The sequence below is a fragment of the Komagataeibacter sp. FNDCR2 genome (genome assembly GCF_021295395.1).
Classification (GTDB): domain Bacteria; phylum Pseudomonadota; class Alphaproteobacteria; order Acetobacterales; family Acetobacteraceae; genus Komagataeibacter.
The window spans coordinates 2,392,026-2,412,973 of record NZ_JAIWOU010000001.1; the positions used below are offsets into that span (position 1 = coordinate 2,392,026).

Here is a 20,948-nt window from a genome sequence, read left to right on the forward strand (position 1 = left end):
GCCTGTTTTCCGATTGCCCCCTTCATTTTCCGAGCAAGGTCATGACCCGAACCTCCTTTATTTTTCCCGCCGTACATACTGTCATGCGGCGCGGCGCGCCGACCCTGCGCCGTGCATGTCCCATGCTGGCGGCCGGCATGCTGCTGGCGGCGGGGCTGTGCCATGCGGCCGCATCGGCTTCCACCGTGCCGGAGGAGACGGGATATTTTACCGCCACGACACCATCGCCCGATGCTACGCGCTATCTGCCACCCCCGCCGCAGGCAGGCACGGCGCGGCAGGCAACCGATGACAGGGCTTTCCTGTCTACACGCGCGCAGGCAGGCAGTTCGCGCTGGGCGCTTGCCACATCTGATGCCGACCTGCGTGAAGATTCGCTGCTGCATTCATTTTCCTGCGCCGTGGGGTTTGTGATTGATACCGCCCATGCGCCACGCCTGACGGCGCTTATCCATAAGATGGACGTATCCGAAACCCCGGACATGCGCGCCAGCAAGGACTACTGGCATCGCGCGCGTCCGTTCGTGGGGAACAGCCAGCCTATCTGCACCGAGGCCGACCGGGCCCATCTGGCGACTTCCGGCTCGTATCCATCGGGGCACACCATGCTGGGCTGGAGCACCGCGCTTGTGCTGGCGGAACTCCTGCCCGAGCGCGCGACGGAAATCCTGCAACGTGGCCGCGTATTCGGGGAAAGCCGCATTGTATGCGGCGTGCATTGGGAGAGCGACGTGCAGGCGGGCTATATGCTGGGTACGGCCGAGATCGCGGCCATGCATGGACTCCCCGCTTTCCGGTCGGACATGGACGCCGCCCGCGCGGAGCTTGATGCCCTGCGGCATACGGCGCGCCACCCCAAGGCCGCGACATGTACCCGCGAAGGTGGCGCGGCCACCCATTCCCCGCTGTAAAGTAGGTAAACAGGCTGATTTTCAGGAACTTGTCACGTAGGTAGGCAGCCTGGGCGGGATGATGCTTCTTGCAACGCGGCGCGCCCGCGCCGGGGCATCCCTGGCGCTGCGGTCCCTTGTCATGGCGCATCGGGGGGTGAGCGCATCCCGCTGCCGCACCATGACAATTGATGGTGTGGCCGAGACCGGGTGGTTCACGACCGATTTCACCCTTGCGGAACCCAGGACCCTGCGCGCAAGGGAGCGCCTGCCCATCCTGCGCGCCCAGCTTCGCAATCATCCGGACGGCGCAACGGGACTGCGCGGCTGGTGGGCGTATATTGCGCATCCTGCGGCACGGAATTTGCGTCCCGATCCCTGACAATAGTCAGGGCCGATTGAGGCGATGCAACAGGAGTCACGCATGATAGAAACGTCTGCTGAACCCGACGTGATCAATTTTGGCCCCCTGCCAGCCCCGATCAACGCCCTGCTGCAGCAGGGTGTGCTTGCCTATCGTGACGATTACGCCCGTGCCGACGCGCTTTTCCGGCAGGCCCTGCAGGCCGCGCCAGACCAGCTTCCGGTTTATTTCTGTCTCTATAAAATCCATACCTACCGGGGCAATCTTGAAGACGCGCAGGCCGTCGCGGAAAGCGGCCTGCGGGAAGCCGCGCGACAGGCCGGGTGGAATGCGGACTGGCGGCAGTGGTGTCCCGAACCGGACATGCCCGATGGCCCCGGCCGCTTCGCGTTATATACCCTCAAGGCACTCGCCTTCATCAACCTGCGCCAGAACCTGCATGATGAGGCGCAACGCAAACTCGACGCGCTGAAAATCCTCGATCCCTCCGGGGCGGTCGGCTGGCGGGTCATCGACGCCCTGGCCGAAGGTGTCGTGCCCGAGGGGACCGTGCGGAACCCGTCCGCCCCGACACCGGGCCGCGTCAACTGAGATGTCCGGGAACCATCATTCTGTTCAGGATTTGTAATTTGTCAGCTATTTCAATGTTGTTACGTACGGTTCCATGACGCGCAAACCCGCAATACAGGTGGAAGATTTCCTGCAGCCCCATCAGGGTCTCGGTGTGCTGCGGCTGGCCACCCTGCTGGCCGAGGGCGAATGCCGGGCCGAGGACGAGGATCTGGACAGGATGTACGGCCAGATGGAGGCCGGTGCGCTGGCCGCCACCCCTGCATCCCTAATGTGGCTTGAACTGGCGCGCGGCCTGATGGCGCCAGCCCCCGCCACCATGCTGCGCACCCTGCGGGAGTGTGGTTGCCTGCAGGAAATCCTGCCGGAGGTGGCGGGCCTGTTCGGTGTGCCCCAGATTTCGGATGATCTGGGGGAAACCGATCTCGGCACGCATATGCTGGCCACACTGGCCGAGGCGGCCCTGCGGCAGGCCCCCCTGAGCGTGCGCTTCGCGTTGCTGGTGATGAATGTTGGCAAGACGGATTCCCCGCCGGAGCACCTGCCCCATCATTACCGCCATACCGAGCGCGCCCGGCCACGGATCGAGGCGCTTTGCGCGCGTTTTGGCGTGCCGCCCGAATGTCGCACCCTTGCCCTGATGGCCAGCACGGATGTGGAGCGGGTGCACCGTGTCTCCCCGGTGCGGGCCGGTCCCGTCACCGATCTGCTGCAGCAGATCGGGGGCTTCGATGCGCCCGCCCTCTATGATCTGCTGCTGCAGGTCTGCACCTGCGACTACTGTGCCTATGGCTCCCGGTCAGGTCAGGATTATCCCAAGGCGGTCCTGCTGGAGATCGCGCGCAACGCCTGTGCCGGCATCACCCCCGCACAGGATGCTGATGCGCAAAATACGGAAGCCGTGCGTGAGGCCCGCGCCATGGCGGTGGCCCATGCCTTCCGCCCGCTGCGCTGGTCTACCTGATGGTGTCTTCTTTTTTCAAATGGCTTCCGGATCCGCAGGGTTACGCGGTTCTGGTGGCCGCATCGATTTCCAGCGCCAGTTGCGCCATTCTTATCGCCCCCTCCCGGCTTGCCGCACCGCAGATAAAGCGCGCCGGGTGGGCGAAGACCGCATCCGGCACGCCCGACGCCGTGGCGAGCGCCGCGCCTTCCAGCCCACGCCATGCTTCCGGCAGGGACACCCGCTGCCCGAAATCGCCCCGCACCGGGGGCACGGCCTTTACGTTCCAGCGCTCGGGGCCCGCAGGCGACACCACATACACAACCGGAAGGTCATGCTCAAAAATCACCTTTTCGGTGGGCATGCCCGTTTCCATGACCAGAATACGCTGGTCTTCCGCCTGCCCATAAGCCGCCAGCACCCGGTTTACCGCCTTGAGACTGGCGCGCGTGCGATCGACCATGTTGACCAGATGGGCGGCGACCGCACTCGCGGCGTTGGCGAAGCCCAGCGCCTCACGCGCCCGGGCTTCATCCGCGCCGTACAGTTCGGCCGTGTCCCACGGCGGGCTACAGGCCGACACGATATCGGCCAGCGAGAGCTTACCCATCTTCACCACGCCATTGTCATCCTGGTCGATTGGCAGGATCAGGGACTTGTCCATGGACTGCCACAATGTGGCGAGCGTGGCGTCATCCACGGGTGTTTTCAGGATATTGCGGAGTGCGGCCACACCATAATCCCTCCACAGCAGCCCGGCCGCGCTATAGGGCGTGCCGTCCTCGCGCAGGGGCTTGTCCTTCATATGGTGGTCGTAGCGCCCTGCGGCAGGTTCGTACCGGCCCCCCACATCGAACACGATGTCAGCCGCCCCGATGCGTTCGGGCGATCTCGTGCGGACGAAATCAAGCCGGTCGGCGGGCTGGCCGCCAAGAACCCGCCCCCGCAGATCCCCCCCGGGCGCGAGCGCATAGTGAAGGATGACATAGCCCAGCGTCTCGTCGGCGTGGAAATTTCCCGAATGGGTCAGCGCCCGGACCGGGGCCGTTCCATTATCGAGACCGATGGGGGTGTACTCTGGCATTTCAGAACCTGCTGGCAGACAAAAGGTGAATTCCTGATCGTGCCCTCTCATGCCGCAAAGGTCGCGGCAAGACAATAAACTTCAGCATCCACGGCAGAGGATGCAGCCCTGCCTAACGTTTTTGCGCTCTCCTGCGGCCTGTGCGGCTGTTGTATCGTCAGGCAGGCACGTGAGGAGAAAGGGGAGACCGCGTGAGTCAGACGTGGGGTGATTTTCAGGCCATTGTCCAGTTATCGGCGGGCCTGAATGTAGCTATTCTCAGCTTTGTGGATATCAGCCTGCCCGCCATCAAGGAACGCAGGCATGTCTTTACCAAGGCGCAGCAGGAACTCGACATGCATCGCAAATCGCCATCCAGGCCGACCGATGCGGAACAGAAGGCCTATGACAGCCAGGTCGAGGAAATGAACCAGAAGCTGTACCTGCTGTGGAAGGAATCCTCCTCGTTCAGCAATGAAGAGGATTCCCTCATCCGCTCCACCGGCATTCTGGGTTTTTTCGGTGCGATCCTGAGCCTTCTGCTGCTCTGGTATTCCGCCGAATATTATGACGGGGTGATTACCCGCGGCGGAAAGGCGGTGATCCTGCTGTCATTCTGTTCACTGATCGGCGCGTTCATCATCAATTTCATGACGGCATCCCAGGCCAGCATTTTCACCAAGAAATGCAACCAGATCCGCCAGGAAATGCGCCAGAAGCTGTAGGAAGGCCCCTACGGGCCGGTGCACCCCTGCGCGAAGCCCGCCAGAAAAATCCGTACCGCGCGATGAAAGCGCGGGCGCATGTTCTGCAAAAGAACCGATGTTTCAGAGGCGCAGGCCAGGTTCTGGAGCATGAAGTCACCCACGGTCATGCCAAACAGCATGTTGCTGTACATGGATATGTCGCTCACCGCGTAATGCTTGCGCTGCACGTAGCAGTTCAGCCACGTGGTCAGGGCCGTATCCTTCCCCCCCGCGCGCAGGCTGGTCAGGATGTGGCGGATGTCTTCCGATTGCTGTGATTCGGCAATCAGCGCCCGGATCAGGCTCATCCGGTCGGGACACAGGATGATGCTGCCCAGGTTCATGAGCAGTTCGGTCAGCTCCTCTACAGGGTCGTCGCTGTAGTGGCACAGATCGGGGGCGAAATTGAACAGCCTGCTGCTGACCAGCGTATGGAACAGGTCCTGCTTGGATTCGAACATCTGGTACAGCGTCCGCTTGGACATGCCCGAATGCTGCGCCACCCGGTCCATGGACGCGGCGTGGTAGCCACATTGCTGGAGCACCTCGCTCGCGGCGTCCAGAATCCGTTCGCGACGTTCACATTCTTCCATTTCCGGCGGCCGGCCGGGGCCACGCCGCCCGCTGTCACAGCCGTTTGGCGCGGATGGTCGCGTTTCGTGCTCATTCCTGCTCATTTGTAATATAATCCCGACCACTTTTAGGTGGATGCCCTGCTTGACCGTCTTATGGAGACGATATAGTTTTCCATCCATTGAAAACCAAATAGTTTCGTTATTTGGCTTTCTTATGGCGGCCATGCCCGTTACGGACAGGGCCGTGTTTCAGAAACATTTTAAATGTAACGGCACGTAAGCCGGTTGGTGACCATGATGCATTATTCCCGTGTCGTAGCCCCGGCGGCTCTGATTCTTGGCCTCGCGGCCTGTCAGCGGCACGCCGCCCCCCCCAAAATGCCGCCCCAGCCGGTCAAGGTGGTAACGCTCAGAACCCAGCCGGTGGAAATCCACACCCTGCTGCCCGGCCGTACCGAAGCATTTGAAATCGCGCAGGTGCGCCCGCAGGTCAGCGGCGTGATCATGCAGCGCCTGTTTGTCGAAGGCACGGATGTCAAGGCGGGGCAGCAGCTCTACCAGATCGACCCGCGCACCTATCAGGCCGCGGTCGATGTGGCGCAGGGGCAGTTGCTCCATGCGCAGGGGAACGAGGTCACGACCCGCGCCAAGCTGAACCGGTACGGGCCGCTGCTCAAGGCGCATGCCATAAGCCAGCAGGAATATGACGACGCCCTGGCCGCCGAGCGTGAGGCGCAGGGCGACATCCAGTCGGCCAAGGGCCAGCTTGAGCGCGCCAGCGTCGATCTGGGCTATACCCATATGAATGCGCCGATCACCGGGCGTATCGGGCGGTCCATCCTGACGGTGGGCGCGCTGGTTACGGTCAACCAGACCAATAACGTCGCGATCGTGACCCGTCTTGACCCCATCTATGTGGATGTGAACCTGCCCGCGACCGAACTGCTGCGCTTCAAGCGCGAACTGGCGCAGGGGCGGCTGACCCGCGTGGGCGACAACGCCGCCAGCATCACCGTGGCACTGGAAGACGGCACGACCTATGAACACGCCGGCCGCATGGAATTCTCGGAAGTGAACGTCGATGAAGCGACGGCCACGGTGGTGGTACGCGCGGTCATGCCCAACCCCGAACACCTGCTGCTGCCCGGCATGTATGTCCATGCCCAACTGGCCGAAGGCACGGATCCGGCCGCCCTGCTGGTGCCGCAGGAAGCCGTGCAGCGCAACTCCCACGGGGATGCGCAGGTCTGGGTGGTCGATGGCGACAGCAAGGTCAGCATCCGCCCGGTGGTGACGCAGCAGGCCATCGGCACCGACTGGCTCGTGACCGACGGGCTGAAGGATGGCGAACGTGTGGTGGTGGAAGGCGTGCTGAAGATTCATCCGGGCGACAAGGTGACGCCGGTGGATGTGTCCCCCACCGCCAAGGCAGGATAACCCCCGATGTCACTGTCACGCTTTTTTATCGACCGCCCCGTTTTCGCGTGGGTGATCGGGCTGATCATCATGCTGGTGGGCGGGGTTTCGATCCTGCGCCTGCCTATCGCGCAGTACCCGGCCATCGCCCCGCCACAGATCGCCATTTCGGTCACCTATCCCGGCGCTTCGGCCGATACGGTGAACGATACGGTGGTGCGCCCGATTTTGCAGCAGATGTTCGGGCTGGATCACCTGGAATATATTTCCGCCCAGTCCTATGCCTCCGGGCAGATGGAAATCGACCTGACCTTCGCGCAGGGGACCAATCCCGACATCGCGCAGGTGCAGGTGCAGAACAAGCTCCAGCTCGCCCAGCCCAAGCTGCCGCCGGAAGTCACCGCGCAGGGCCTGAGCATCACGAAGGCCGTCAAGAACTTCATGATGGTCATCGCCTTCATCTCGACCGATAACAGCATGACCGGCGCGGATATCGCCGATTACGTGGCCTCGAACATTTCCGATCCGCTCAGCCGCGTGACCGGCGTGGGTGACCACACGCTGTTCGGCGCGGAATATGCGATGCGCATCTGGCTCGACCCCTCCAGGTTGTACAAATACAGCCTGACCGTGGGTGACGTGCAGACGGCGATCCAGACCCAGAATATCCAGGTTTCGTCAGGTGAACTTGGCGGCGTGCCCGCGACCAGGGGCGCGCGGCTGGACGCCACCATCATCGGGCCGACCCGCCTGCATTCGCCCGAGGAATTCGAGAAGATCCTGCTCAAGGTGCAGCAGGACGGCTCGCAGGTGCGCATACGCGACGTCGCGCGCGTGGAACTGGGGCCGCAGACCTATAATACCCATTCCTTCTACAACAACATGCCCGCATCGGGCATGGCGCTGAAGCTTGCCCCCGGCGCCAACCAGCTCCAGACCGAAAACGCCGTGCGCGCGCAGATCCATGAACTGGAGCAGTTCTTCCCGCCGGGGCTGAAGACCGTCTATCCGCTGGATACGGCCCCCTTCATCGTCCTGTCGATCAAGGAAGTGATCATTACGCTGGCCGAGGCGATCGCCCTCGTATTCGTGGTGATGCTGATTTTCCTGCAGAACTTCCGTGCCACCCTGATTCCCACCATCGCGGTGCCGGTGGTGCTGCTGGGCACGTTCGGCATTCTGGCCGCCCTTGGTTTTTCCATCAACACCCTGACCATGCTGGCCATGGTGCTGGCCGTGGGCCTTCTGGTGGATGACGCCATCGTGGTGGTGGAAAATGTCGAGCGCGTGATGACGGAAAAGCAGCTTTCGCCCAAGGAAGCGGCCCGTCAGTCGATGGATGAGATTTCGGGCGCGCTGGTCGGCATCGTGCTGGTGCTGACGGCGGTGTTCCTGCCCATGGCGGCCTTTGGCGGCTCGACGGGGGTGATCTACCGGCAGTTCTCCATCACCATCGTCTCCGCCATGTGGCTGTCGGTGGTGGTGGCCATGGTCATGACCCCGGCCCTGTGCGCCACCATGCTCAAGCCCGGCACCCATGAAAAGACGACCGGCGCGGCCGGCTGGTTCAACCGGCACTTCACCCGCCTGACCAAAGGCTACCAGAAGGGTGTTACCCGCGTGCTGGGCCATACCGGGCTGTCCATGCTGGTGTTCGTGCTGATCACGGCGGGGGTGGGCTGGCTGTTCATGCGCCTGCCCGGCGGCTTCCTGCCCGATGAGGACCAGGGCCTGATCTTCGGTCAGGTGACCATGCCCCCCGGGTCCACGCTGGAACAGACCGCCGCCGTCAACCGCAAGGTCAGCGACTACATTCTCAAGACCGAAGGCGGGAATGTCGAATCGGTCTATTCCATGAACGGCTTCAACTTCGCCGGGCAGGGGCAGAGCGCGGGGGCCTTCTTCATCCGGCTCAAGGACTGGGATGAGCGTCCTTCCGCCACGCAGACATCGGCGGCGATCGCCATGCGCATCATGATGCATTTCTGGATGGATCCGGTGGCGCAGATATTCGCCATCAACCCGCCCGCCGTGCTGGAACTGGGCAACGCCACGGGTTTCGATGTCGAGCTTGAGGATCGTGGCCATCTGGGCCATGCCAAGCTGCTGGAAGCGCGCAACATGGTGCTGGGCATGGCGGCGAAGGACCACCGCCTGACGGCCGTGCGCCCCAACGGCATGGAGGACGCGCCGCAGTTCCATCTGGACATCGACCGTGAAAAGGCGAATGCGCTGGGTGTCACGATCGCGGATATCAACACCACCATCGAGGGCGCGCTGGGGTCGATCTACGTCAACCAGTTCCTGCGCGATGACCGTGTGAAGCAGGTCTATATCCAGGGTGAGCCGGATTCACGCATGATCCCCGATGACCTGAACAAATGGTACATGCGCAACGCGCTGGGGGGCATGGTGCCGTTCAATGCCTTCATCTCCGGGCAGTGGGTCGTCGGGCCGCAGAAGGTGGAGGATTATAACGGCCTCAATGCCTTCGAGATCCTGGGCCAGCCTGCCGCGGGCTACAGTTCGGGGGATTCCATCGCCGCGATGAAGGACATCCTGGCCAAGCTGCCGCCCGGCGTGGGGTATGAATGGACCGGCCTGTCGTTCGAGCAGATGGCCTCGGGCGCGGCAACCGGCCCGCTTTATGGGCTGGCGGCCATCGTCATCCTGTTCTGTCTCGCCGCACTGTATGAAAGCTGGGCCATTCCCTTCGCCGTGCTGCTGGTCATTCCGCTGGGCGTGCTGGGGGCCATTGTGGCCACCCTGCTGCGCGGCATGGCCAATGACGTGTATTTCCAGGTCGGGCTGCTGACCACGGTGGGGCTGGCGGTGAAGAACGCCATCCTGATCGTGGAATTCGCCAAGGCGTTTTTCGAAAACGGGGCGACACTGGAAGAATCCGTGCTGGAAGCCGGGCGCGAGCGGCTGCGGCCCATTCTCATGACCTCCATCGCCTTCGTGGTGGGGGTGTTCCCGCTGGCCATCGCCAGTGGGGCGGGTTCCGCCGCGCGTGTCGCGATCGGCACGGCGGTAGTGGGCGGCATGGTGACGGCCACCTTGCTGGCCGTATATTTTGTGCCGCTGTTCTTCGTGGTCGTGCTGCGCCTGTTCCGTGTGCGGCGCGTATCCGAACGGACAACGGGGGAGTGATGCAGATGGTCGTATTCTCCACCCTCAGGCGCGCCGGAGCCGCCAGCATGGCGGCCGTCATGCTGGCGGGCTGTACCATGATCCCGCATTACAAGCGGCCCGCGCCGCCGCTGGCAAAGGCATGGCCCGCCTATGCCAATACGGGCGACCCGATGATTGAAAACCCCCTGGCGGCGGATCTGGGCTGGTCGGAATTCTTTACCGACCCCCGACTGAAGGCGCTCATCGCCATCGCCATCCGTGAAAACCGTGACCTGCGGCAGGCGGCGGCGGATATACGCCGCGCGCAGGGGCAGTTTGCCATCCAGCATGCCAGCCTGTTCCCCGCTATCGGTGGTGGAGGGGAAGCGATGTACCAGGGTCCCTCGGGGGCTGCGGGTCTGAGCTTCGCGCCGGGGCTGGATACCGGCAATCCGCCCATGTTCAAATACTACCAGATGGGCATTGGCGTCTCGTCCTACGAAATCGACCTGTTCGGGCGCATACGCAGCCTGTCGCGTGAGGCGGCGGAGCATGCGCTGATGCAGCGCGAGAACGCCCGCGCCATGCTGATCAGCATCATATCGCAGGTGGCGACGGCCTATATCTCGTGGCTGGGCGATCAGGCGCAGTTGCGGCTGTCCGATGACACGATCGCCTCGCAGAACGCGACGCTGGATATGGTCCGGGCCCAGTTCGCCCATGGCGAAACGGACGAGATGACCGTGCGCCAGACCGAAACGCAGGTTGCGCAGAGCGGGGCCTTCCGCGATGAGTCGCGCCGGCATGTCGCGCAGGATGAAAACCTGCTGACCCTGCTGATCGGCCAGCCGATCCCTGACAACCTGCCCCCCGCCCAGCCACTGGGGCGGCAGACCATCATGCAGGACCTGCCGCCGGGCCTGCCGGCGGAGGTGCTGGAACACCGGCCCGACATCATGGCGGCCGAGCATGACCTGCTGGCGGCCAATGCGGATATCGGCGCGGCCAAGGCGGCGTTCTATCCACGCATTACCCTGACCGCGTCGGACGGGATCAGTAGCCTCCAGCCGCACAGGCTGTTCACCTCGGCCGCGACGACATGGGGGGTGTCACCGCAGTTGCAGGTGCCCCTGCTGAACTGGGGGCAGAACAGCGGTAACCTCAAGGCGTCGCGCGCCATGCGGGCTTCCAAGATGGCCGTTTATGAAAAGACGGTGCAGTCCGCCTTCCGCGAGGTGGCGGACGCGCTGGCCGCGCGCGATACCTATCGCGATGAAACGGGGCAGATGGATCAATACGTCTCCACCACGTCCGACGCCTACCGTCTGGCCATGCTACGGTATGAGGCGGGAACGGATTCCTACCTGACTTCGCTGGTTTCGCAGCGCGCCATGTTGCAGGCGCAGCAATGGCAGATCTCCATCGCCGTTTCGCGCTACCAGAACCTTGTCACCCTTTACCGCGCGCTGGGCGGTGGCTGGACCGAACATACCCCGGTAAAACATGCAAACTCATCGCATGGTACCAACTGACGATTGCGGGCCTTTTCGCGGTGTCCGGGCGGGAGGCTGACAGCCGGCATCCCGCCCGTAAGCCTTCCGGCCCGTTCACGAATGTCTGCCCCTGTTCCATATTCCATGGCGAACAGGGTTAACGGGAAAGTCCCGGCAGTACCGCCTTGAGACCGGCGATCACCATGCCAACGGAAATGGCCAGCAGGATCATGCCCATAAGGCGCGTCGTGATGGTGCGCATCGTCTCGCTCATGACTTTCCCGATTTCCGAGGCGAAGAACAGCGTCACGAACAGAACAAGCAGTATTCCCGCAATAATGCCCCCTATTTCCAGTATGTCGATCAGGGGGGCGGGACGCCCGGTATAGATGATGATGGTTGCGATGGTGCCGGGGCCAATCAGCATGGGAAAGGTAAGGGGGTAGAAGGCCAGCCCCGACAGGTTCTGCAACTGGGCCTGTTCCTGATGGCTGCCCTGATGCGAGGGGATATTGCTGCCATTCAGCATGGACCACGAGATCTGGGCCAGAACAATGCCGCCCGCCACGCGGAACTGGTCGATGGTAATGCCAAAGAAGCTGATGATCTTCTGTCCCGCCAGCAGGATGACCAGACACATGATGGCCGAGAAAAGGGTGACCTTCACGGCAAGTACCCGCTGCTGGGCCACCGAAAATCCTGATGTCATCGCCAGAAAGACGGGCAGGCTCAGGAAAGGATTCATAATGGCGAGAAAGGTGCCGAGCGCCTTGACGATTTCGGTGTGGTCCAATGGTCGGTATCTTTCATAATGTGCTGATTATGTCAGGAAAAAACAAAACACGTCATACGGTCACAATCCATGGCTGCCAACCTTTTTGCGCCGCGGCCACGGCAGGGAAGCTATGTGTTGGTGCCTTCTTTCAAAAAGGCGCGTTTCGTGAAGCTTTTTGAAAAAAGCTTCACCAAAAACGTTCTTATGTTTTGCGGCCTGTCTCAAAGGCAGGTTTTTCAGACAGCCTTCCAGTCATTGCAACGCGCGGAGACCCGCTCCCGCGCGATCGGGACGCGGCCGCAGGGACCATCATCACATCAAATTTCCTGAAGGAATTTGGGAAACGTTACCAATCCGTTACGGGTTTGAGGCGGGTGGAAATGGCCCGAACGGCACTGGCCGTACGGAAATCGGAACATTTTTTCCTTGGAACGAATCGGGTTATGGGTTATTTATCAGTAATACTATTTCTCAATCCCGTAATACCGGAGCCGTGGTCTCATGCTGGTTTTCCCATCGCTTAAACAGGCTGTCTGGGCTGGAATCATTGCATTCTGTGGGGTCTCCCAGGCGGCGCATGCCGCCGAACCCCTCAGGATCGGGTATAGTGACTGGCCGGGCTGGGTGGCATGGCAGGTCGCCATTGATAAGGGCTGGCTTGCCGAAGCCGGGGTGGATGCGCAGTTCCAGTGGTTTGATTACAGCGCGTCCCTCGATGCATTCGCGGCGGGCAAGCTGGACGGCGTCCTTGCCACAAATGGTGACGCGCTGGTCACCGGCGTAAGCCACAAGGGGCGGATGATCCTTGTAACGGATTATTCTGATGGCAATGACATGATCATCGCCAGGCCCGGCATCCACGATATGGCGGAGCTGAAGGGGCAGGCCGTTGCCGTGGAAGAAGGGCTGGTCGATCACCTCCTGCTGCTCAAGGCGCTTGAAAAGTCGAACATGAGCGAAAAGGACGTCAGGCTGGTCAATACCAAGACCAACGAGACGCCGCAGGTCCTGGCCTCGGGGGAGGTGGCGGCAATCGCCGCGTGGCAGCCCAATTCGGGGCAGGCCCTGCGCATGGTGCCCGGTTCGCGCCCGGTATTCACGTCGCATGAAGTGCCGGGGCTGATCTACGATACGCTGCTGGTTGATCCCGTCAGCCTCAAGGACCATGCCGACCAGTGGCGCCGCCTCGTAAAGGTATGGGACCATGTGGTGAGTTACATCGAGGATCCCGCCACGCAGCCCGATGCCCTGCGCATCATGGCGGCCCGCACAGGTGTCGCGCCCGCATCCTATGCCCATCTTCTCAAGGGGACGCACCTGCTGAGCCTTGCCGATGACCGGAAGGTTTTTGAAAAGAAGGACGGCCTGGGCTCCCTTTATGGCTCAAGCCACGAAGCCGACACGTTCAATGTCAAATACGGGGTCTATAAGGTCAATCAGGACGTAAACCGTTACATCGATCCGTCATTCGTCGCCGCTGCTCAATAATAATTGGGGGGAAGGGAAATGGCGCGGTTCATGTCAGGTTGGCGGCTATATGAAGATACTGCCAGATCGACCCGCACTGTTCTGGGTATTCTGTCGGTAGTGATTCCATTGTCCATATGGAGCCTTGTCAGCTATGTGCCGTTCATCTGGCATCCGCAGGTCCTGATCACCAACCCGGGTGGTGAGGAATATCTGGAAGCCGGCATGCGCATGAACCGCGTGGACTTCCGCCATGCCGTGCAGGAAATGCGTGACAGCGGCCAGCAGCTTCCTACCGGGGTGGCCGCCAATCCCGTCTATCTTCCCACACCGGGGGAGGTGGCGCTGGCCTTCTGCCATGCTTTCACCCAGTCGGCCTCGACCGGTCCGGAAAAGTCCATACTGGTGGCGTTCGGGCATAGCCTGCAGATCATTTTCTGGGGGTTTCTTATCTCCTCCCTCATCGGGGTGCCGCTGGGGGTCATGTGCGGCGCCCTGCCGGCGCTGGCCAGGCTGGTTGAACCCTCGGTCGATTTCCTGCGGTACCTGCCCGCACCCGCCTTTGGCGCGCTGGTGGTGGCGATCCTGGGTATTTACGATGCCCCCAAGATCGCGATCATCGTTATCGGCACGCTGTTCCAGCAGATCCTGGTCATAGCCAATACGACCCGCAAACTGGATCTGGCGCTGATCGAGGCGGCGCGCACGCTGGGCGCAAGCGGCAAGCGCCTTCTCTTTCGCGTTATCGTGCCCGCCATTTTGCCGGATCTGTACCGTGACCAGCGTATTCTGCTTGGCTGGGCATGGACGTATCTGATTGTTGCTGAACTGATCGGGACCTCCTCGGGCATTACCTGGTTCATCACCCAGCAGGCCAGATACCAGCATTTTGAAAATGTCTATGCCGCAATGGCCTTTATCGGAATTGTCGGTCTGGGTGGTGACATGCTGCTGGGCTACGCCGCCCGCTTCCTGTTCCGGTCAAGGCGGGAGAACGCGTGATGACCGATCATACGCCCACCGGCCCGGTGGATTACCGTGACCTTCCGCCCGATGTCGCCGCACGCATGGCGCGTATTCGCGCCCGCGAACTGGTCATGCAGGTCGAGCATGTCGGCAAGGTCTTCACCCAGGGAAAGAAGCAGACCGTCGCCCTGGAGGATATAAGCCTGGGTGTGCACCGGCGCGAGTTCGTGTGCGTCGTCGGGCCCTCGGGCTGTGGCAAGTCAACACTAGTACGCATTCTGGCGGGGCTTGAAAGTGCCACTTCGGGCCGGATCCTGGTTGATGGCAGGCAGGTGACGGAGCCGGGGCCGGACCGGGGAATGGTGTTTCAGAAATACACCCTCTTTCCGTGGCTGAACGTGTGCCAGAATGTCATGTTCGGCATGGAAATGACTGGCAGCAGCCGTGACGAGGCCCGCCGGCAGGCCCTGCAGTGGCTACAGATCATCGGGCTCGAACAGTTCGCGCATTCATGGCCGCATCAACTGTCCGGCGGCATGCAGCAGCGCGTGGCCATTGCCCGCGCCCTGGCCGCGCAGCCACGGGTATTGCTGATGGACGAACCCTTCAGCGCGCTGGATGCCCAGAGCCGGGTGCGCATGCAGAACTACCTTATGGAAATCTGGCGCAAGATTGACATCACCATCGTATTCATCACGCACGATCTGGATGAGGCCATCTATCTGGCCGACCGTATCCTGGTGCTCAGGGCGCATCCGGGCAAGGTGGAGGAAATCATAGATGTTCCCCTGCCACGGCCGCGGCACGCGCGGCAGATGGACAGCGCGGAATTCCAGGCCACCAAGGCCCGGCTGGAAGAACTGATCCATACGCAGGCCGATCCGGAACCCGACATGGACAACCTGAATATTCCCCTTCTCACCCTAGTAACGAATACGGTTGAATAGAGGCTGACGGATCATGGCCAGAAAAAAAACAGACGAGCAGGTAAGTCGCGTAAGTATTTCCCTGCCCCCCCACATCCTGCGTGATCTGGATGAAATGGTGGAGGCGAAAGGGTACCTGAGCCGGTCGCAGGCCATCCAGAACGTGCTGCATCAGGAACTGATTTCGTGCCGGCAGGACAATGAAGACGAAGTGATGGCGGGTGTCATCATCCTTTTCTACGACAATGCCGCAACCGGCCTGCAACAGAAACTTGCGGACATGCAGTATGAAAACCTGGCCGAGGTCATAAGCTCCCTCCATGTCAACCTGATACGCAGGCAGACCCTTGAGGTCATGCTCGTGCAGGGGAAAGTAAAAAAGCTCAGGGAAATTGAAAACCAGTTCAAGACCCTTGCCGGCGTCATATCGGGTGACATGCACCTGATCGCGTCCCTTATCCCGCCGGTACATACCGCGGGCCAGCACGATCGCGCCGGGGCGGAAGACTGAACCTACGTATTGCGCAGAACGTCATCGCAAAACGAATGGAAATGAAGAAGATGCAGATAGATCAACAGACCCCCGCATGGTACCGCGAAAGGTACAACCACCTTCGTGACCGCGCCCTGCAAGAAGAGCGGGCATCCCGCCCCGTGTACACACCCATCGACATGACCGAAGATGCAGTCAGGCACCGCGAGACGGTTCCGGGTGGATGGTACTGGAGCACCGTCGTGCCGCGTGGTCAGGCGCTGAGAATAATCAATACATCCGGCAATAATGGTGTTTCCGTCATGCTGTGGAACGCCGATGACCCGAGCGAACGCTACAACGCGGGCGATACGGTCAAGCTGCAATGGACAACGCGGCTGTCGACCGGCCGCGTCCTGTTTTCGGACATGGGGCGCGTACTCGCATCCATTATCGGTGATACGGGCGGTTACAATGATGCACTGGCGGGCGGTAGCACCCCGCAAAGTAACGAGAAGAACTTCGGTAATGCCGCATTGCGCAATACGCGTAACAATATGCGGCTCATGGCGGGCAAGCATGGCATGACCGTGCGGGATGTACCGCCCTGCATGAACTTTTTTTCGCATGTCAGCGCGGGGCCGGACGGGCGTCTGGCGTGGGTGGATGACAGCATCAGGGCTGGCGCGCATGTCGACCTGCGGGCGGAGATGAATCTGCTTGTCGGTATTTCGAACTGCTATCACCCGCTGAGCCCCGATACGACATTCGCGCCCGAACCCATCGAGATCGTCCGCTGGCAGGCCCCGGCCCCCGCAGCGGATGACCTTTGTCGTACTTTCTGTGAGGAAGCACGCCGCGGTTTTGAAAACACGGACCCGCTGTTTCGCTAATTCAGGAATCTTGTCATGACCGCCAATACCAACCCGATCCAGTCCGCCAGAACCGTACTGGATCACGTCGTGCCCGCGCGCATGCCGTGGTCCGCCATTGTTGAAAAAGGCCAGATCCTGCGCATTATTGATCTGGAAAGCCAGCAGGCCGTCGATGCGCTTTTCTACAATGCCCGTGCCACGCACGAGCGTTACAGCGCGCAGGATACGATCATAAACCAGGGCGCTGCCTATATAGGCAAGGACGCACGGCTGTATTCCAACGAAGGCAATGTCCTCATGACCGTGGTGGAAGATACCTGCGGTCGTCATGATACGCTGGCGGGTGCGTGCAGTTGTGAATCCAATACAGTGCGTTTCGGGCATGATACAAAATACATGCATGCATGCCGCGAGAACTTCCTGCTGGAACTGGCCAGGTACGGCATGGGAAAGCGCGACCTTGTCAGTAACGTCAACTTCTTCATGAATGTTCCCATTCTGGAAAATGGGGAACTCGTCATTGACGACGGGCTGTCCGATCCGGGTGGCTATGTTGACCTGCGCGCCGAAATGGACACGCTTGTGGTGCTGTCCAACTGTCCGCAGGTCAACAATCCCTGCAACGGGTTCGTGCCCACGCCCATCCGTGTGGTCATTACCGAACCTGTTTCCGCCTGAGCCTGACCGTCTGGAACGCATCCATGTTTTCAAAAGTCCTGATCGCCAATCGTGGTGAAATCGTCCGTCGTATCACGCGTACCCTCAAGCGTATGGATATTGGTTCCGTAGCGGTATGTTCGGTGGCCGACAGGTTTTCCCCGCCGGTTCTCGAGGCGCAGGAAGCCATAACGATTGGCGGGGCGGCTGTAACGGACAGCTACCTGAACATGGATGCGATTGTGGACGCCTGCGTGGAAATGGGCGCGCAAGCCGTGCATCCCGGTTATGGCTTTTTAAGCGAACGGGCCGAATTCGCGGAAAGACTGGCGCAAAAGGGCATCCGTTTCATCGGCCCGCGCCCCGAACATATGCGCGCCTTCGGGCTGAAGCACACCGCGCGCGCACTGGCCGTGGAAAATGGCGTGCCCCTGCTGCCGGGCACGGACATCCTAACCTCCATCGACGAGGCCGTGCAGGCGGCGGTCCGTATCGGTTATCCCGTCATGCTGAAAAGCACGGCGGGCGGTGGCGGCATCGGCATGCAGGTTTGCGCCAATGAAGCCGAACTGCGCGCCTGTTTCGACGGGGTATCGCGGCTGGGCGGAAACAATTTTGGTGACGCCCGGGTTTTCCTGGAAAAATTCATAGCATCCGCGCGCCACATAGAAGTGCAGATATTCGGTGACGGCAAAGGCAATATCCTGACGCTGGGGGAGCGGGACTGCTCGCTGCAACGGCGCAACCAGAAAGTCATCGAGGAAACTCCCGCCCCGGGGCTGAGTGCCGAAACAAGGCGGAATATCCACGAGGCCGCGCGCGCCCTCGGGTCCGCGGTGCAGTATGAATCCGCTGGCACCGTGGAGTTCATTTACGACACGCAGACGGACCGGTTCTATTTTCTGGAGGTCAATACGCGCCTGCAGGTCGAGCATTGCGTGACCGAGGAAATCTACGGTGTCGATCTTGTCGAATGGATGGTGCGACAGGCCAGCGGTGATTTCATCCTGCCGGATCCGGAAACGCTGAAGCCCCGTGGCGCGGCCATCGAAGCCCGGATTTATGCTGAAAACGCCGCCGAGAATTTCCGCCCCGCGACCGGGCGCCTGACCCGCGTAAGCTTCGCACCGGGCGTGCGTGTGGATGGCTGGGTCGAAACCGGGACGGAGGTCACGTCGTATTACGACCCCATGCTCGCGAAAGTCATCGCCCGGGGTGACGACAGGACGCAGGCGCTGCGGAACCTGCATGAAGCCCTGAAGGCGACGGATATCGACGGGCTTGAAAGCAATCTGGATTACCTGCGCGCCATCACAGCCCACCCCGCCGTGGTGGGGGGCGATGTCACAACCGCGTTTCTGAACGGGTTCGCCTATACTCCCCATACAATCGAGGTTCTTGCACCCGGCCTGCAATCCACCGTGCAGGACTGGCCCGGTCGCCTGGGGTACTGGGATGTGGGTGTGCCCCCCAGTGGCCCCATGGATAACAGAAGCTTCGGCATGGCCAACAGGATTGTTGGAAATGCCGAAGGGGACGCGGCGATCGAACTGACGCTTTCCGGCCCGGTGCTGCGTTTCAATGCCGGGGCCGTCATCGCCCTGACCGGGGCCTACATGCCCGCGACCCTGGATGGCAACGCCATTGCGTACTGGGAACCCGTTACGGTTAAGGCGGGGCAGATACTCGCGATCGGACAGATCAGGGGGGCGGGACACAGGACCTACCTGGCCATCAGGGGGGGGATCGACGCGCCGACTTATCTTGGCTCGCGTGCGACCTTCATGCTGGGGCAGTTCGGGGGGCACGCGACAGGACAGCTCAAGACGGGGGATGTGCTGCGGTTCCATCCGGTTGCCGGACTTCCCGCGCCGTCAGGTACGTCCATAGCCGGGGAAGACCGTCCGGTCCTGACCCGTGAATGGGAACTGGGGGTTCTGTACGGCCCCCACGGCGCCCCGGACTACTTTCTTGAAAGCGATATCGAGACCCTGTTTTCCAGCGAGTATGAGGTCCATTTCAACAGCGCGCGGACCGGCGTGCGCCTGATCGGCCCCAAGCCCCGCTGGGCCCGGACGGATGGGGGGGAGGCGGGTCTCCATCCATCGAACATCCATGATAATGCCTACGCCATCGGCGCCATAGATTTTACCGGGGACATGCCCATCCTGCTGGGGCCTGATGGCCCCAGTCTGGGCGGTTTTGTCTGCCCTGCCGTGCTGGCGCGTGATGAGTTATGGAAAATGGGGCAACTGCATCCGGGCGACAAGGTCAGGTTCCGGCGCATCACGCCACCCGCACTGAACGTGTCCTTTCTGGAACAGCCCATAAGCGGGCAGGAGCCGGTCCTGTTCAGCTCCCCAGGCGTTACGCCTGTTGTCTATCGCCGGGCTGGTGATACGTACCTGCTGCTGGAATTCGGGGCGCCCGTACTGGACATCGCCCTGCGCCTGCGTGTGCAGATCATGCTTGAACAGATCAAGGCCCATCGGATCGAGGGGATCATCGACCTGACGCCGGGCATCCGGTCCCTGCAGGTGCATTACGACCCCGATCGCCTGTCCCTGCCGGCGCTGCTGGAACGGCTGCATACCATCGAGCAGGCCCTGCCCGATGAAGACGATGATATCGTGGTGCCCAGCCGTATCGTCCACCTGCCCCTGTCGTGGGATGACGAGCAGGCGCGGCTGGCCATGCAGCGCTACCAGCAACTGGTGCGCCCCAATGCGCCGTGGTGTCCGTCCAACATTGAGTTCATCCGTCGGATCAACGGCCTGAACAGCATCGAGGACGTAAGGAAAATCATATGCGACGCCTCATACCTGGTCATGGGGTTGGGGGATGTCTATCTGGGGGCGCCCGTTGCAACGCCGGTTGATCCGCGCCATCAACTGGTCACGACAAAATACAACCCGGCCCGGACATGGACACCGGATAATGTCGTGGGCATCGGTGGCAGCTACATGTGTATCTACGGCATGGAAGGGCCGGGTGGGTACCAGTTGTTCGGCCGCACCCTTCAGGTATGGAATACCTGGCGCAGCACCCCGGTATTCCGCGATGGCCAGCCGTGGCTCCTGCGCTGTTTTGACCAGATCCGCTTCTACCTTGTTTCACACGATGAACTTATGGAAGCGAGAGCCGCCTTTCCCTATGGCCGCTATCCCATCGAGGTGGAAGAAACACGCTTCAGCCTGAAGGAATACCGCGCATTCCTTGCGCGGCATGCCGATGAGATCGCGGTGGCCAAGGCCCGCCAGCAGGCCGCGTTCGAAGCCGAACGCCAGGACTGGATCGCGAAGGGGCTGGATACTTACGAAGAGGAAGCCACAGCCCCTGCCGCCGAGGAAACCGTGCTGCCCGAAGGGCATGTCGGGGTGGACAGTCCGGTGCCCGGTAATGTGTGGCAGTTACTTGTTTCGGTTGGCGACACCGTACGCAGCGGTGACGCGGTACTGGTGATCGAAGCCATGAAAACGGAAATGAAGGTAGTCGCACCCGTCTCCGGCAAGGTCAGTGAGATCCTGTGCCGCACGGGCCGCGAGGTGCGCGGTGGCGAACGGGTGATGGTGCTCAGCACCCCGTAAATACTTTCTCCCATCCCGCTCCCGTCAGGGGGCGGAATGTCAGGAAAAG

The 20,948-nt window shown here is 61.5% G+C and carries 18 protein-coding genes and 1 pseudogene; 16 read left to right on the top strand and 3 right to left on the bottom strand.

Features of this window, described 5'->3' with window-relative positions; translation table 11 throughout:
- Positions 1-41 precede the first annotated feature (41 nt).
- The 4 genes and pseudogenes from LDL28_RS11495 (at position 42) to LDL28_RS11510 (ending at position 2,788) form a co-directional block, all read left to right on the top strand.
- Entirely contained in the window at positions 42-911 is an 870-nt protein-coding gene (locus LDL28_RS11495) for a phosphatase PAP2 family protein (RefSeq protein ID WP_233058671.1), read from the top strand.
- A 58-nt stretch (positions 912-969) separates the two neighbouring features.
- A pseudogene (locus LDL28_RS11500) lies at positions 970-1,176 on the top strand (hypothetical protein); the annotation flags it as partial.
- 138 nt (positions 1,177-1,314) lie between these two features.
- On the top strand, positions 1,315-1,845 hold the full coding sequence (locus LDL28_RS11505; RefSeq protein WP_233058672.1) for a M48 family metallopeptidase: 531 nt from the start codon (positions 1,315-1,317) through the stop codon (positions 1,843-1,845).
- 73 nt (positions 1,846-1,918) lie between these two features.
- Positions 1,919-2,788: a hypothetical protein gene (locus tag LDL28_RS11510; protein ID WP_233058673.1), complete on the top strand. Its 870-nt coding sequence runs from the start codon at positions 1,919-1,921 to the stop codon at positions 2,786-2,788.
- A 40-nt stretch (positions 2,789-2,828) separates the two neighbouring features.
- On the opposite strand, the gene LDL28_RS11515 is transcribed toward LDL28_RS11510, so the two are convergent.
- Positions 2,829-3,851, bottom strand: coding sequence for an MYG1 family protein (locus LDL28_RS11515; RefSeq protein ID WP_233058674.1), 1,023 nt, complete (start codon positions 3,849-3,851; stop codon positions 2,829-2,831).
- Between the two features lie 191 nt (positions 3,852-4,042).
- Here LDL28_RS11515 and LDL28_RS11520 point away from each other — a divergent pair, with 191 nt between their 5' ends.
- Complete coding sequence (locus LDL28_RS11520; protein WP_233058675.1) at positions 4,043-4,555, top strand: hypothetical protein; 513 nt, start codon at positions 4,043-4,045, stop codon at positions 4,553-4,555.
- Positions 4,556-4,563: 8 nt separating this feature from the next.
- Here LDL28_RS11520 and LDL28_RS11525 read toward each other — a convergent pair whose 3' ends face one another.
- The gene (locus LDL28_RS11525) at positions 4,564-5,253 is read right to left on the bottom strand and encodes a TetR/AcrR family transcriptional regulator (protein ID WP_233058676.1); all 690 of its coding nucleotides are present in this window, start codon (positions 5,251-5,253) and stop codon (positions 4,564-4,566) included.
- Positions 5,254-5,445: 192 nt separating this feature from the next.
- On the opposite strand from LDL28_RS11525, the gene LDL28_RS11530 reads away from it, so the two are divergent.
- From LDL28_RS11530 to LDL28_RS11540, 3 genes are read left to right on the top strand one after another with little or no spacing between them, the layout of a single operon-like run.
- A complete protein-coding gene (locus LDL28_RS11530; protein WP_233058677.1) occupies positions 5,446-6,588 on the top strand; it encodes an efflux RND transporter periplasmic adaptor subunit in 1,143 nt (380 codons plus the stop codon).
- A gap of 6 nt (positions 6,589-6,594) precedes the next feature.
- Positions 6,595-9,720 (top strand): efflux RND transporter permease subunit, encoded by a 3,126-nt coding sequence (locus LDL28_RS11535; protein WP_305069307.1) that lies wholly within the window; start codon positions 6,595-6,597, stop codon positions 9,718-9,720.
- Positions 9,720-11,213 (top strand): efflux transporter outer membrane subunit, encoded by a 1,494-nt coding sequence (locus tag LDL28_RS11540; protein ID WP_233058678.1) that lies wholly within the window; start codon positions 9,720-9,722, stop codon positions 11,211-11,213. The genes LDL28_RS11535 and LDL28_RS11540 overlap by 1 nt, the downstream gene beginning before the upstream one ends.
- 118 nt (positions 11,214-11,331) lie before the next feature.
- Here the strand turns inward: LDL28_RS11540 and LDL28_RS11545 are convergent, their stop codons facing one another.
- A complete protein-coding gene (locus tag LDL28_RS11545; RefSeq protein ID WP_233058679.1) occupies positions 11,332-11,967 on the bottom strand; it encodes a MarC family protein in 636 nt (211 codons plus the stop codon).
- Between the two features lie 69 nt (positions 11,968-12,036).
- Here LDL28_RS11545 and LDL28_RS11550 point away from each other — a divergent pair, with 69 nt between their 5' ends.
- The 8 genes from LDL28_RS11550 (at position 12,037) to uca (ending at position 20,899) form a co-directional block, all read left to right on the top strand.
- Entirely contained in the window at positions 12,037-12,279 is a 243-nt protein-coding gene (locus LDL28_RS11550) for a hypothetical protein (RefSeq protein ID WP_233058680.1), read from the top strand.
- 171 nt (positions 12,280-12,450) lie between these two features.
- Positions 12,451-13,437, top strand: coding sequence for an ABC transporter substrate-binding protein (locus tag LDL28_RS11555; RefSeq protein ID WP_233058681.1), 987 nt, complete (start codon positions 12,451-12,453; stop codon positions 13,435-13,437).
- Between the two features lie 18 nt (positions 13,438-13,455).
- Positions 13,456-14,418, top strand: coding sequence for an ABC transporter permease (locus LDL28_RS11560; protein WP_370636324.1), 963 nt, complete (start codon positions 13,456-13,458; stop codon positions 14,416-14,418).
- Positions 14,418-15,329, top strand: coding sequence for an ABC transporter ATP-binding protein (locus tag LDL28_RS11565; RefSeq protein ID WP_233058683.1), 912 nt, complete (start codon positions 14,418-14,420; stop codon positions 15,327-15,329). The genes LDL28_RS11560 and LDL28_RS11565 overlap by 1 nt, the downstream gene beginning before the upstream one ends.
- 13 nt (positions 15,330-15,342) lie before the next feature.
- Positions 15,343-15,819: a CopG family ribbon-helix-helix protein gene (locus tag LDL28_RS11570; protein ID WP_233058684.1), complete on the top strand. Its 477-nt coding sequence runs from the start codon at positions 15,343-15,345 to the stop codon at positions 15,817-15,819.
- A gap of 50 nt (positions 15,820-15,869) precedes the next feature.
- A complete protein-coding gene (locus tag LDL28_RS11575) occupies positions 15,870-16,673 on the top strand; it encodes an urea amidolyase associated protein UAAP1 (RefSeq protein ID WP_233058685.1) in 804 nt (267 codons plus the stop codon).
- Between the two features lie 15 nt (positions 16,674-16,688).
- On the top strand, positions 16,689-17,333 hold the full coding sequence (locus LDL28_RS11580) for an urea amidolyase associated protein UAAP2 (RefSeq protein ID WP_233058686.1): 645 nt from the start codon (positions 16,689-16,691) through the stop codon (positions 17,331-17,333).
- Positions 17,334-17,356: 23 nt separating this feature from the next.
- On the top strand, positions 17,357-20,899 hold the full coding sequence (gene uca / locus LDL28_RS11585) for an urea carboxylase (RefSeq protein ID WP_233058687.1): 3,543 nt from the start codon (positions 17,357-17,359) through the stop codon (positions 20,897-20,899).
- The last annotated feature ends 49 nt before the right edge of the window (positions 20,900-20,948 follow it).